11 protein-coding genes and 1 pseudogene are annotated in these 14,462 nt (G+C 47.9%); 11 read left to right on the top strand and 1 reads right to left on the bottom strand.

The features are described from left to right. Positions 1–47 precede the first annotated feature (47 nt). The 6 genes from AC1DLM_RS04365 (at position 48) to AC1DLM_RS04340 (ending at position 8,588) form a co-directional block, all read left to right on the top strand. On the top strand, positions 48–1,442 hold the full coding sequence (locus AC1DLM_RS04365) for an ABC transporter substrate-binding protein (RefSeq protein WP_477569238.1): 1,395 nt from the start codon (positions 48–50) through the stop codon (positions 1,440–1,442). Positions 1,443–1,596: 154 nt separating this feature from the next. Then, positions 1,597–2,493 carry a carbohydrate ABC transporter permease gene (locus AC1DLM_RS04360; RefSeq protein WP_436241228.1) on the top strand — a complete coding sequence of 299 codons (897 nt, stop codon included), beginning with the start codon at positions 1,597–1,599 and terminating at the stop codon, positions 2,491–2,493. Positions 2,494–2,544: 51 nt separating this feature from the next. After that, positions 2,545–3,402 carry a carbohydrate ABC transporter permease gene (locus tag AC1DLM_RS04355; RefSeq protein ID WP_477569352.1) on the top strand — a complete coding sequence of 286 codons (858 nt, stop codon included), beginning with the start codon at positions 2,545–2,547 and terminating at the stop codon, positions 3,400–3,402. 13 nt (positions 3,403–3,415) lie between these two features. Then, complete coding sequence (locus AC1DLM_RS04350) at positions 3,416–5,518, top strand: heparinase II/III domain-containing protein (protein ID WP_477569237.1); 2,103 nt, start codon at positions 3,416–3,418, stop codon at positions 5,516–5,518. A gap of 147 nt (positions 5,519–5,665) precedes the next feature. After that, a complete protein-coding gene (locus AC1DLM_RS04345; RefSeq protein WP_477569236.1) occupies positions 5,666–6,589 on the top strand; it encodes a glycoside hydrolase family protein in 924 nt (307 codons plus the stop codon). A gap of 16 nt (positions 6,590–6,605) precedes the next feature. After that, complete coding sequence (locus AC1DLM_RS04340) at positions 6,606–8,588, top strand: discoidin domain-containing protein (RefSeq protein WP_477569235.1); 1,983 nt, start codon at positions 6,606–6,608, stop codon at positions 8,586–8,588. Between the two features lie 292 nt (positions 8,589–8,880). Here AC1DLM_RS04340 and AC1DLM_RS04335 read toward each other — a convergent pair whose 3' ends face one another. Then, a complete protein-coding gene (locus AC1DLM_RS04335) occupies positions 8,881–9,741 on the bottom strand; it encodes a helix-turn-helix domain-containing protein (protein ID WP_477569234.1) in 861 nt (286 codons plus the stop codon). 139 nt (positions 9,742–9,880) lie between these two features. Here AC1DLM_RS04335 and AC1DLM_RS04330 point away from each other — a divergent pair. From AC1DLM_RS04330 to sdaAA, 5 genes and pseudogenes are all read left to right on the top strand, one after another. Next, positions 9,881–10,225, top strand: a pseudogene (locus AC1DLM_RS04330) (aldo/keto reductase); the annotation flags it as partial. A gap of 61 nt (positions 10,226–10,286) precedes the next feature. Beyond that, positions 10,287–11,018: an SDR family NAD(P)-dependent oxidoreductase gene (locus AC1DLM_RS04325; RefSeq protein WP_441992044.1), complete on the top strand. Its 732-nt coding sequence runs from the start codon at positions 10,287–10,289 to the stop codon at positions 11,016–11,018. Between the two features lie 37 nt (positions 11,019–11,055). After that, positions 11,056–11,697, top strand: a complete 642-nt coding sequence (locus AC1DLM_RS04320; protein ID WP_477569233.1) for a ThuA domain-containing protein — start codon at positions 11,056–11,058, stop codon at positions 11,695–11,697. A 1,139-nt stretch (positions 11,698–12,836) separates the two neighbouring features. Beyond that, complete coding sequence (sdaAB, locus tag AC1DLM_RS04315; protein WP_441992046.1) at positions 12,837–13,517, top strand: L-serine ammonia-lyase, iron-sulfur-dependent subunit beta; 681 nt, start codon at positions 12,837–12,839, stop codon at positions 13,515–13,517. After that, positions 13,514–14,398, top strand: a complete 885-nt coding sequence (gene sdaAA, locus AC1DLM_RS04310) for an L-serine ammonia-lyase, iron-sulfur-dependent, subunit alpha (protein ID WP_477569232.1) — start codon at positions 13,514–13,516, stop codon at positions 14,396–14,398. Before sdaAB ends, sdaAA begins: the two co-directional genes overlap by 4 nt. Positions 14,399–14,462: the final 64 nt, after the last annotated feature.

The raw sequence follows: 14,462 nt of genomic DNA, 5'->3' as shown, positions 1-14,462 counted from the left end.
CTTTTAATATTAGAAATGTAAACAACAGATTTAAGGGAGGCTTACACATGATAAAGAAATTAGGGACGGTCACATTAACAGTCGCACTCGCAGGTAGTTTGGCAGCTTGCAGCTCCACCAAAACCGAAACAGCAGCAAGCCCGGCAGCATCGGCGAAAGCATCAAGTGCGCCAGCGAGTTCGGCTACTACCAAAGCCAAAACGAAGCTTTCTTATTGGACGGGTGACCGTCATGATATGGACTATATTAAGAGTGTTGTACAGAAATTTAACGAAACGAACGGCGAGAATATTGAAGTTGAAATGGTTGTTAAGACAGAAGACTTCAACCAAGCGATTGATCTGGCTTTTGCTTCCGGACAGGCGCCTGACATTATTCGTGTCAAAGAAAATACAATTCAGCCTTTTGCAGCGAAAGGGTATCTGAAACCGATTGATTCTTATGTAACGGATGCAATTAAGAAGAAATTCCCAGTCATTGATGATTTCAACCGCATTGGTGGCAAAATGTACAGCCTTCCAAACTACGGTTCAACGATTCGTCTCGTTTACAACAAAGAGCTTTTCGCTAAAGCTGGCATCGCGTCACCTCCGAAAACATTGAAAGAAATGGTTGAAGATGCGAAGAAAATTACCGCAGTTGGTAAAGCGAATGGCTCCTATGGTTTCGCGCAGAACTTCAAGAGCCCGGACAGTGCCCTTGGTCGTTCAGCAAGAGTCATTGCAGAGGCAAGCGGCTACGGCGGCTTTGGATATGATTTCAAAACAGCCAAGTTTGACTTCGCAGGGTACAAAGATATCATTCAATCCTTCAAGCAAATGGTAGACGACGGCAGCACATTGCCAGGTATGGAATCCTTGGATATTGATCCACTTCGTGCACAATTCGCGGAAGGTAAAATTGGTATGTACATCTCCTTCTCTTCGGAGCCAGGTGTATACGCGAATCAATTCCCCGCGAAGATCGATTGGGCTGCAGCACCTGTTCCAACCATTGATGGCACGATCAAAGGCGCAAGTTCATTCCTTGGTGGTCAATGGCTATCCATCAGCAATACGACCAAAAACGCCGATCAAGCTTGGAAATTTATGCAGTTCATGTATGATGATGAAGTATTGAAAACGTATCACGAAAAAGGCTTTGGCTTGTCGATGGTACCATCTGTATCTTCTGTTGCCAAAAAACCAGAGATCAAAGGGATTGAAGGCTTCTTGCCAAGTGGAAATGACGGCACATGGCCGCTTCAACCAACCGTTACGGTTGAAGGCATGAAATTCAATGATGCATTCTTCAAATATATGATCAGTGGCGGAAATTTGGATCAGATTATTCAAGATCTGAGCAAACGTTATAACGATGCGTTGGATAAAGCAGTCGCCAAAGGCGATGTCAAAGTAGCTCCGAACCCAAGCTTCGATCCAATGAAATTAATGATGAAATAAGAGCTGCCTGAAGAGGTCCAAAGCGAGAGTGGAGCTGAAACTCCACTCTCTCGCTCTTGATAGGGAAATTAGATTGATCAGGGCCCCCGGAAAGTAATTGGACTACACATCGAAGCTTAGCTTCACTTTTTGGGGTATTTTAGGAGGGAATGGGATGAACAGGACACGCCAGATCGGTTTTTCATACTTATTTTTATTTCCAAGCTTTCTACTGACCATGGTGCTGGGCGTCTATCCGATTGCTTGGGCGATTCGTTATATGTTTTATGACTACAAAGGCTTCGGGGCACCGGATTTTATTGGGATTGATAATTTCAGACGACTCTTTCAGGATACGGAGTACTGGCATTCTGTCATAAATACATTCGTCTATGCAGGTGGCAAGCTCATCATAACCCTTCCGTTATGCTTAGTACTTGCCGTTATATTAAATTCCAAGCTGCGTGGACGCAACTGGTTAAGAGCGATCTATTTCATGCCTACAATCATTAGTTCAGCGGTTATGGCTGTCGTATTTTTTATCATTTTCAACTCGTACAACGGTATTCTTAATCAGTATTTATTAAAGTTTCATATCATCTCTGAAAGAATCGATTGGCTCGGACCCAAGCATGCGATGCTGACAACGATCATCATTGCGGTATGGGGAGCGGTAGGGAACTACATGCTGTTATTTCTAGCTGGTCTTCAAAATATCCCGAATGATGTGTACGAAAGCTCCTCCTTAGACGGTGCGAATAAATGGCAGCAGTTCTGGTATTTAACGATTCCGATGCTGGGTCCGGTACTGCAAATCGTCATTATGCTGGCGATCATCAATTCTCTCAAAGGATATGAGAGCATTATGGTTCTCACCGAAGGTGGACCGGTTGGTAAGACAGAAGTCATGTATCTGTATGTCTACAAGCTCTTTTTCCCAACACCATCAGGATCCGTTACGGATCAGCAATTTGGCTACGGCAGTGCTGTTGGTTTCATGACTGCTGTCATTGTCGGCATCATTACGCTTGTTTATCATCTGATGTCGAAACGCCTAAACAAACTACAATAGGGAGGAGACTTAAGAATCATGGAAGTGACAGAAGCGATACCTGCTGTTCATATGAAGAAAAAGACGCAGTCGTTTTCAGTGGGGAGATTGGGTGGAAAAGCACTGCTCTGGTTGTTTTTACTGATAACCGCACTGCTCATCGTGTTCCCAGTCGTTGTGACTTTTTTAGGCTCCTTTATGTCTAATTTGGAGATTACCAAGGGGGGAAAGATCTTCCCGTCTTCCTGGCATTTCGTAAACTATAAGGAAGCCTGGGTACAGGCCAACTTCGCGAGATTTACTTGGAACAGTATATTCTTGAGTGGAGCAACGACGATCGGCGTACTGATCGTAGCTTCCATGGCAGCTTATGTGGTTGACCGCATTAAGTTCCCAGGGAAAGCCATTTATGTCGCGATTCAAGCGTCCACGATGTTTATCTCCATTGGCGCAGTCGTCATTAGACCGCAGTTCGAGCTGATGGTGAAGCTGCATCTGAATACGAGTTTATGGGGCGTTGTCCTCATTCTGATTAGCGGTCATGCGTATATCTTCTTTATTCTATTAAGCTTTCTGCAGGGTATTTCCCGGGAATTAGACGAAGCCGCGCGTATTGACGGCTGTTCCAATGGCGGCATTTTCTGGCGAATTATTCTGCCTCTCATGCGACCTGGACTCGGGGTTGGCGCCTTGTTTACCTTTTGCGGGGCGTGGAATGAGTACTTGCGACCGTTAGTGTTCACGATGACGAATCCGAAGTTGCAAACATTAACCGTTGGCTTATCCTATCTGCGGTATGGGTCATCAGCAGCCGTTCAAACGCATTACATGTTGGCGGGTGCTTGCTTATCGATTTTGCCATTATTACTCGTTTATATGATTGCGAATCGTTCATTCATGCAAATGACGGCGGGTTCATTGAAAGGCTAGGAGGACTCTGACCATGGATATTAAGCGTTTAGAGCGACTGCGTGGAAACGCAGTCAACACAGAATTTCAATCAGCAATGGCGCTGTTACGACGGGATGCGGAAGAAGCGGCGAAGATCACCTTCGCCATTCGCTCCCATGAGCAAGGCGAATGGATGCACTATTATTATTGTGATGAAGATGGGACTCGGCTCACTTTCCAGTGGGACGAGCCCTTTCTTCATCTCTGTTCGATCTGTGGCAAGGCGAGGCGAAGCCAGCTGTTTGACGGAGGCTGGACATCGATCGCTCATAGCCAGATCGGCCGAGCTGTGTATCACGTTGCTCTACTGTATGCAATAGAACCTGACGCAGGTCGATTGCAATTCGTTAAATCCTATCTGATGGCGTATGCCGACCACTATGAAACGTACGCGATCCATGGTGATATTCCTTATAATGGGCCTGGGAAATTATTTGCCCAAACCTTAGATGAAGCCCATTGGATCACGGATCTAGCACTTGGCTTTGATATGATACAGAAGCATCTGACGCCAGCTGAGATTGCCCATGTACGGGCAGGTCTGCTGGAGCCCTGTGCTCGTTTTCTCATTGCACATAAAGAGAAGCAAATTCATAATCACTCGGTTTTGATTACATCGGCAATAGCCGCGCTGGGGCTTTTGCTACATGATCGTGATGTGCTGAACGCAGGCTTAGCAGGTGAATACGGCTTGGATGACCAACTTGAACGCGGGATTCTTGAAGACGGCTTATGGTACGAGGGGAATGTGCAATATCATTTCTATGCTTTTAAATCCCTGCTGCACTATGCGTTAATAGCGGAAGGAACTCCGTGGGATGTCTGGCAAAAGAATGCGCTGAAAGCGATGTTCGATTTTCCGTTGCAGCTTGTTCTGCCGAACGGCATGATGCCGACGATCAATGATGCAGGGCGTGGGGATCATATCGGCACCTATGCGCCTTATTATGAAATTGCTTATGATATTTACGGGGACGGGAAATATCGTTCGTTCTTGGCTACGGCTTACGGAACAGCTGACGCAGATCCACGTATGAATGAGGCAACTCAAACGAAGCGAAATTCGATCTATGCCTTAATGTTTGGTCAGGACTTGACTGGACATGTAGAGGAGTCAGACATGCTTGGAGTGGAGGTACAGCGCACACGCTCTTTACCTGGAAGCGGGTTAACCAAACTAGTGAATCCAACTGGCTGGCATGTGATCGTAAAGCATAGCCGTTTCGGTGGCGAACACGATCATATGGATCGTCTGGGGCTATCGATTATGCACGACAATGTGCCGCTGCTCATTGACCCCGGTACAACGGCATATGGAATCCCCGCTCATTTCGGATGGTTTAAACATACGTACTCACATAACACGGTGAGTATTGACGGGGCGGATCAGCCGCCACGAGACGGACGATTGATTCAGATGCAGGAAGAAGCATGGGGCGTGTGGTTGGAGACTGCGGTGGATTGGCTGGCAGAGGATTATTTGATGAAAGATCGTATTATCCTGCCTGCTGAGCTCAATCCTTGGGACACTGACGTCTATGAAGGTGTGCAAATTCGGCGAATTAACCTACTAGCAGAGGATCATCTATTAGATATTGTTCAAGTCACCGTTCCAGTCCCACGGTTGGTCCATGTAACGAATCATTTTAGCGGCAAGCTGCTAGGCAAGGAGGATGCTGCCAAATGGTCAACCTCGGAAGATCAACTAGGTCGACTGGATCAACAATGGTTCAAGGAGAAACGGAAGCTGGTGCAGGACGTATCGGTCTTCGAATACCGAATGAGTGAAGGCACGTTGGAACAACACGTTTGGTGCTCACAGCCAACAACGATATATACGGCACTGACCTCAGACAACCCGCCGAGCGGGCAACGAACGTCTTTCATTACCACCGCTGCTGTGGAACAATGTGCGATTTTTGTACAACTGCTGCACGTTGACCGTTGTAGGGAAGTGAAGGCACAGGGTCATCTTGAGGTTGTGGCGTTGTCGAATAGCAGTCTGCAAGTCGTATGGAATCAAGCAGAATCACAAGTCACGTATGATGTGCAGTTGAACGGAGTGAAAGCAGAGCTGAGCAGGAGACCTAGCTGACATGTCCATTGTTGCTAAATAGTATAGAAAGCTGCCCTTGTTATGTAAGTTCCCGCATTACGGGGAAGAGGGCGGATTTTTTATAATAAGTTATGTAAGCGCTTTAATTCATTGCGTTAGCGAAGACATCTGAAGGAGGGAATTTATTTGCACAAAATGAAGGCATGGCTGATCGGACTATTTTCATTTATTTTTATCCTTGGGAGTTTAGGTGCTGTCCCTGTTCGGGTTCATGCGGCCACCATCTCATCCTACGCATTGCCTTCGATCTACACGGCATCCACGGTGTATGGTCTCAAGGTAGATGCGACAACGATTCCTGTTGTTAGTTATACGAGTGAATACGATTATGCCCACTTCTCCATGTCGGGGTCAGCGACTATTGAGATCACGGCCATAGGGCAAGCGAGCATTACGTCCTACTCGATCTCCCCGAAGAAGCTCAATTTGACGGGAACTACGAGTGGCAATAAGCTGACGTTTACAGTCAGTGGCGACGAATATTTGATAGTCAAAATCAATGAGGGGCGCGCTCTCGTCATCGCAGCTGACCCGGCGGAGACGAACAAACCCGCCTCGTCGGGGACGGGGATTTATAATGTGAAATCTTCGCCTTACAACGCGGATAGCACGGGTGCTGGCATGGCGACGACCGCTATTCAGAATGCCATAAATGATGCGGCCAACTACACGGGCGGACAGGGGATTGTGTATGTGCCTGCAGGGATTTATAAGGCGGGCAACTTGCAGCTGAAAAGCGACGTTGCTTTATATTTAGAAGGCGGAGCCGTGCTTCGTTTTACAGGGGTAGCGAGTGATTATACCGTGAATTGGCATAAGGATTCACAGCTTCGAGACGTTACTTGGTGGTTATACACTCAGACCGGCGCAGACAATGTGAAGATATACGGTCGAGGTACGATCGACGGCAATGGGAAATACGCGACATCGAAGAACAATTTTGCCAGTAATATTATTGTGCCAATCGGGACTACCAATTTCACCTTGGATGGGCCGTTGATTCGCGATTCCGGTTCGTGGGCGGTAACCCCAGCAAGCAAGGTCGAATGATCTTACGTTTAAAAATATGAAGATCTTTAACCGTTTTGATATGGGCGAGAACGACGGTATCGATGTGAATGAATCCCAAAATGTGCTCGTTCAGCATGGGATCGGCATTGGTTTGGATGATCCTTACACAACGAAAACGTGGGATCAGACGGTGGATATTAGTCTAAGCTGGCCGGGAAGTCCCGAGCCCGTAAGTAATGTCGTGTTTGATGATCTTATTTCCTGGACGGTTTACTTTGGATTTAAAGTAGGTCAAGGTATGAGACAAAATCAAAGTGACGTTACGTTCAAAAACAGTGTCGTTTACGACTCATCTGTCGGTATCGGTGTCGACCATAAATATGGGGTTGGAACACTAACGAATGTTACCTTTGATAATATCGATATCGAGAGAGTTACCAATACCAACGATAGCACGCGTACGTGGGCCTACTTTATTATTCGAAATGCCGATGGTTTCGGTGGCGGTACGATTAACACATTGAATGTCAAAAATATTCTGGTTCGCGATGCGGGAACGACTTTAGGGACGCTAAAAGGCTTTAGCAGCACCAAAAACATCAGTAATATCACGTTCGATAACGTGGTTATGCCTGGGAGTGCGACGCCTGCTCAAAATTTATTCCAGATGAACATCCTCAATCGTGCTTTCCATACGCCAGTGACGATCCTGCCAACACAGATCGCAGAACCAGTGCAACGACCGAATATAGCGCTGAATAAAGCGGCAACTGCTTCATCTTCCGCTGCTGCGTCGAGTCTTTCTTTTGATGGCAACTTCGGTTCGAGATGGGGATCTAGTTATACAGATAATGAGTGGATCTATGTAGATTTAGGGTCCGCTGTGTATATCGATGCCGCGAAACTTTATTGGGAAGCTGCGTATGGCAAAAACTATCAAATTCAAGTATCGAATGATGCGGTCAACTGGACAAATGTCTTTACCACGACGTCAGGGGATGGCGGTGTCGATGACATAAGCTTTACGCCTACAGTGGCTCGATATGTGAAAATGAATGGCACCTTGCGAGGCTCCTCGTACGGATACTCCTTGTGGGAGTTTGAAGTGTACGGAACCGTAGGCAACTTAGCCATTGGGACCGGTGTATCGGCGACCAGCTCTGTTGAGAATACGAATTTCTCCACTGCGAAAATAAACGACGGGCAGCGCAACACGGTATCAGGATCGATGGGTTGGACCAGTAATAACAGCCTGACTGCGAACCTTACAGAGTCAGTGACGCTCGATATGGGTTCGAACAAGACCATTTCGAAAGTGGATCTGTATCCACGAAATGACACTGGCAATATCGGTCAGAACTTTCCGATTGATTTTACAATTAAGACCTCTACCGATAATGTGAATTGGTCGACGGTGGTTACACGTACGGGCTATGCGCAGCCGGGGAATGCAGTTCAGAGTTTTGCGTTTTCTGCGTTATCTGCAAGATATGTGAAAATCGAAGGGACGAATTTACGCCCGAATCCAAGTGATGCGAATCGGTATCGAATGGCCTTTCCAGAGGTGGAAATCTATGCAGCCAATCAAGCCGCCGGAGCTATCGTTTCAGCGAGCAGCTCGTTGGAAAATAGCAATTACTCCACGAACAAAGTGAATGACGGCGGACGCAATTCCGTAACGGGTTCGATGGGATGGACCAGCAACAACAGCTTAACTGCGAACCATACGGAGTGGATGACGCTGGATATGGGGTCTAATCGCAGCGTGACCAAGGTTGATCTGTATCCGCGCAATGACTCGGGAAATGTTGGTCAGAATTTCCCGATTGATTTTACGATCCAAACGTCTACGGATGGCTTGAATTGGTCGACTGCGGTTACACGTACGGGCTATGCGCAGCCGGGGAATGCAGTTCAGAGTTTTGCGTTTTCTGCGGTATCTGCAAGATATGTGAAAATCGAAGGGACGAATCTACGCCCGAATCCGAGTGATGCGAATCGGTATCGAATGGCCTTTGCTGAGGTAGAAGTGTACTGATATTCATGGAGATGACCACGTTAGCCTTTGGCTGATGTGGTTATTTTTTTGATGAGTAGGAGTTGAGCTAAGGGGAGTAGTGGGGTCAGTTAAGTAGCTGGATTTTCAAATAAATGTAAAATATACAGTTATTTTTGCCGATTAACATGAGTTTTATTTAATAAATGGAAAAAATGCATCTAATTTGAGCGCAAATAGTGGTTTGGTTGATTTTCGCTCAAATTAACTGTAAGAAATACATCTACTGCGCCAAAATGGCGAGAATCAGTAAAAATAACAACATAAAATCCATTTAATTTGTTTGTGACAGTTGGCTGGTTGGCGGCTGGATGCCATCCCGATACTGGCTGGGTGAGATGCCATGCAATTTCTTGAACATCCGACTAAGATGCAGCTGATCCGTATACCCTACAGAGTATGCGATCTCCTTAATCGAAAGTGACGTACTCGTCAGGAGCTCACACGCTTTGCTCAGACGGATCTCGCCTAAGTAGTGCTGAGGCGGTGTCCCGATGGCAGCTTTGAAAAGGCTCGTGATATATTTACGGCTGAGCCCCAGCGTTTGCGCCATTTCCTCGATAGTAATCGTTCGGGCGTAGTTGTTTTTCATAAAAGAGATCGCCTGCGCCACGTACAAGTCTTTCATAGTTTTCTGCTGCGAGAAGGAGGACTCCTGTTGAGAGGACTCCAGCAACAAAGCTAGAAAGGCATACAGCGCCGAAGTCAACTGCAACGGTTTGCTGTAGACCTGTTGGTTCGCATCAAACAGTTTGTTGAAGCACTGCCTGATTTCCAACTCGCGATCGCATGTAATGACGGGATTGTCTGGTGTAAAGCCAGCTTGCCGCAAATAATCTTGCACGATGCCACCGCCGAATGCGACCCACGAAAAGTTCCATGGCTCCTTCTCATCCGCCTGAAAAAATGAAACGACATAGGGAGATATCAGAAAAACATGCCCCTGAGATAAGTGATACGTTTCATCACCGACGCGATAAATCCCCTTGCCACTGTGAATATAGAAGATTTTATAGCTCTGCTTAATCGCTGGTCCCCAAAATTGGTCTCCGACGCATTGTTCCGTGCCCGTGTAATAGAATTGGATGTCCTGTTGGGCTTCAATCGAGTACTGTGCAATTTTATGGTTGGCCATCGGCAGCTGCTCCCTATACGTATTGAAAGAAAATATGTCTTTATGCTATATAGTGCTTCCATTGTATTATAGCAGTGACTTCCGATATGGACTAGAATGAACGAACCGAGTACTGCAGAAGATTTTAGATCGACGTCCATTTAGTCCGCTAGCGGGTGGACTGCTTGGCGGCAATGGCCTTTCAGCTGACAAAGGTACGCGAAGAAGCAGACAAAGTGAGGCGCTCGTAGCTAAGCACCGCAATCAGCTGGAAGCCTTTGTAAGTTTGTGCGGCGATCTAGGTGAAAAACCCGCGCATGTGGCATTAGCTTGGCTCCTCGCCAACCCTGCCGTTACAGCGCCAATTATCGGGCCGCGTACGGTGGAACAGCTGCTGGACACGCTTCGAGCGGTAGAAATTAAGCTAGATGAAGCGACACTGAAGGAGTTGGATCGTATTTTCCCAGGGCCAGGCGGAGCGGCTCCCGAGGCATATGCCTGGTAAGGCGTTAGCTACCGTGAGGTATGTCGGTTACTTTTACAAATAAATGTAAGGAGCTGTGTCTATGAAGAACAATCGTTGGGCCTTGGTCACCGGAGCAGACCGCGGGCTAGGCCTCGCTTTGGTCAAAGGACTTTTAGCAAGAGGTTATGATGTATGGGCAGGGCAGTATGCGGAGGAATGTCAGGCATTGCAAGAGTTGGAGGCCGTCTATGGTAAACGGTTGCGTCCTATTCGTCTAGACATTAGCGATGCGAAGAGTGTAGCGGAAGCACTGCGTACGGTGGCTGCTGAAACGGAGCAGCTTGATCTGCTCATAAATAATGGTGCCATCCTAGGTAACATTACCTCCACGATTCAGGATGAGCTAGATTTTGAAGACATCGAGGAAGTGTTCCGCGTGAACACACTTGGCGCATTGCGTATGACGAATGGACTGATGGATCTCATTTTAAAAAGCAATGACAAGATGATTGTGAACATCTCGTCCGAAGCAGGCAGCATCGGGGCTTGTAAGCGAACAGCTTGGTATGCCTACTGCATGTCCAAGGCTGCGCTCAATATGCAATCGCAGCTCGTTCATAACCAAATTTCTCCGCTAGGCGGTAAAGTGCTGGTTGTGCATCCCGGGCATGTACAGTCCTACATGAAGGGGGAGCTTGATACGTCTGCCAACCTGTCGCCAGAGCAATCTGCTCAGCACATTCTCGGCCTCGTCGAACAGCGGCTCGGACCCGATTGGCCGGATCAGGCGTTGGCACTGAGCGATTACCAAGGCGGACAATGGCCGTGGTAAGATAGGGTGACATGAAGTAAAAAGGAGATGGATTCGTATGGCAAGCATGCCTACCTTGCTTCTAGGCAATAACGACGATGCACCGTACCATACGTTGCGGGCGGTGCAGGAGCTAATTATCGATAATCTTGGAGCGTCTTTTCAAGTGAAAGCGGTAGAAGGGACCGGTCACCTGAAATTGGATATCCTCCAGCCCTATCCGTTAGTTGTTTCATACTTAGATATTTGGKGGAAAGTACCTGCGACCGAGGAAGCAGCAGGCCTCCTTCAGTATGTTGCTAGTGGTGGCGGACTGCTGGTCATCCATAACGGCATCTCCATCCAGGGCAGCCCGGAGCTTAGCCAGCTGATCGGAGCTCGATTCACGGGGCATCCGGCTTACACCACACTCTCCTTCACGAAGATGGAGAGCAATCATCCGTTGATGGAGGGACTTGAGCCGTTCGTGATGGACGAAGAGCCGTACCGTTTCGAACTAGATCCGTTCGCACCGATCGAGCTTCTTCTTACCTACACGCATGAAGGCCAAGAATGGCCTGCAGCTTGGACGCGCACATATGGATTGGGCAGGGTCGTTTACCTGATGCCCGGCCATCATCCACCATCTTTTCAATCGGAGGCTTATGGGAAGTGGATTCGATCTGCGGGCTTTTGGGCAGCAGGTGTGCCACTAAGTTAAGTTGACATTTGTCTCCATGTAATACACAAGAACCAGCGCCTGGATAGGCGCTGGTTCTTGTGTGCGTTCTATTCATCATGCTCGCACTCGTCATGCAACTCGTACCCGAACCCGAACCCGAACCCGTACCCGAACCCCAACCCGAATGTTGTCTGGATAGGTTAGGTGAGCGGATGGCATTCCGGACGAGCTGCTGCTGGCGTAGGGGCGAGCAGAGGGTTGTAGGCGTGGAGACAAAGCGGCGTGTTGGAATGGGTCTCTCCCATTTCTCAAAAATGCAAATGTACAACCTTTCCTACCAATTTTTGGTTGAAATTGACAAATGCGTGCAAATAGGCAACCTTTTTAACGTAATCATGAGTATCTCCTGAAATTACTCCAAATTGATGCCTATGTGCATCAATTTCCAATAACGGCGGGGAAAACCATTCGAAAAGTGCTCTTTTGCATTTTTGATAGGGTTAGAGGACTTGTATGCTACTCATTACTCCACATTCTCCTCTTTATCCTCACTACTCATTACACTCAAAAATTTACTTTCCTTACTACTCACTACTCATATTGGCAGTAAGGGCCTCGCACCCGGGCCCCGCACCCGGCACCCCGACCCCCGACCCCCGAACCCCGAACCCGACCCTCGAACCAGCCCCCCGCTAACGGACACAGGAGATGTTATTTGTTGAGTAATCGAGGGTTTGGAATTCCTGACGGACACTGTGGACGATATTTGTGAGTAATCGAGGGTTTGGAATTTCTAACGGACAGAGGAAACGCTATTTGTAAGTAATCGAGGTCTTGAAATTTCTAACGGACACGAGTGCCTCTATTCGCCCGATATCTGCCATCAAACAGCACTTTATGCTACAATAACGCCTGTGGTGTCCGTTAGCTCCCCAAAAGGGCCGCTAAGCAAGAATTACTGTCCATGGTGTCCGTTAGCGCAGCAATCCCCTGATTAGCCCCCTATAAACGCCGCTAAATGGTGAGCCAATGTCCTTCATAAGGTGAAGTAACCAAGGCGCCTATTTAATAAGTATAATACTTTTATATAGTCAATTTAAAGACTTGTCTTTTATATGTCCCCTTTCATACAATAGGAGAAGATAGTAAGTAACACCTTAGGATTGGAGCGCTGTGTGATGCGTTTTAAAGATGTGTTTTCCATCATCGGTCCCTCGATGATCGGTCCCTCCTCCTCGCATACCGCGGGTGCGATACGCTTGGGACGCGTCGCCAGGCAGCTGCTAGGCGAGCTGCCGCTCAAAGCAGAGATCACGTTATACGGATCCTTCGCGGATACGTATCGAGGGCATGGCACGGATCTCGCGCTGGTTGGCGGGATTTTGGATTTTGAGACAGATGATCCACGTATTCCTCAAGCGGCAGATGAGGCAGAAGCGTTAGGCGTCGCTGTAGCTTTTCATATTAGTAAAGATAAAGCTGATCATCCGAACACGGTGGGTATTGTACTTACCTCAGAATCGCGGAAAGTCAGCATGAGAGGCGCCTCGATCGGAGGAGGCAATGTAGAAATAATTAATGTTGATCAATTTGATGTGAAATTCACAGCGAATTATCCGACATTGGTCATTTCACATCATGACCGGCCAGGAATGATTGCAGATATTACAACGCTGTTAGGCAGCAATCTAATCAATATTGGCTTTATGGATTTGGATCGAAAAGGGCGCAACCGAGAAGCGATGACGGTCATTGAGACGGATGCATCCATTCCAGCTGCTTTAGTTGAACAAATGCTGCGGTTGAACATGATCACCGACGTTAGAAAAGTGGATCTTGCAGAAAGAGGTGACGCATGAGATTCCGGACATTAAAGCAACTTGCCGAGGTATGCGCAGCAGAAGGCTTGACCATAGCGGAAGTGATGCTGGCTGATCAAAGTCACGAATCAGGGAAATCGCCTGAGTATGTATTTGAGAAGATGCGAGCGTACTATCAAATCATGAAAGAGGCGGTGGCCAAAGGCCTGACCGAGGACACGACATCGCGAAGCGGATTAACAGGGAAGGATGCGCAGCGTGTCGCCTCCTACCTCACGACAACGGAGGCTTCGCTCGGAGAAGAGGCATGCAAGGCGATGGCTTATGCGCTAGCCGTTTCGGAGGTTAACGCATCCATGGGGCGAATTATTGCGACGCCAACAGCGGGCTCGTGCGGGATCATTCCAGGTGTATTTATCAGTTCGCAGCAACGTTTTGGCTGGGAGGATGATCATCTGGTGAAAGGGCTGCTATGTGCGGGTGCAATTGGTTATGTGATCGCAAACAACTCATTTGTTTCTGGTGCGGAAGGCGGATGTCAGGCCGAAGTTGGCTCTGCGATCGGGATGGCGGCTGGTGCACTTGTTGAGCTACGCGGCGGAACGCCAGAACAAGCGATGCATGCAGTAGGGCTTGCGCTTAAGAACACACTCGGACTGATCTGCGATCCTGTTGGCGGACTGGTGGAAATCCCATGTATCGTTCGCAACGGCTTCGGTGCGGTTAACGCCATGGCGGCAGCCGATATGGCATTGGCCGGGGTCAGATCAGTGATCCCTTCCGATGAGGTCGTCCAAGTCATGTACGAAGTGGGCATGGCCATGCCGGAGAAGCATCGGGAAACGGCCAAAGGCGGCCTAGCTCAGACACCAACAGGGCGCAAAATTATGAAGGAACTGAATTTAAGTAAAAAAAAGTGACTCTAAAGTCTGTGGGGATACCCGCAGGCTTTTTATTTTAACTTCCCTCCATTTCGGTATATAG

This window comes from Paenibacillus sp. 01T442 (assembly GCF_056398345.1).
This window is presented reverse-complemented; position numbering and strand designations above follow the sequence as displayed.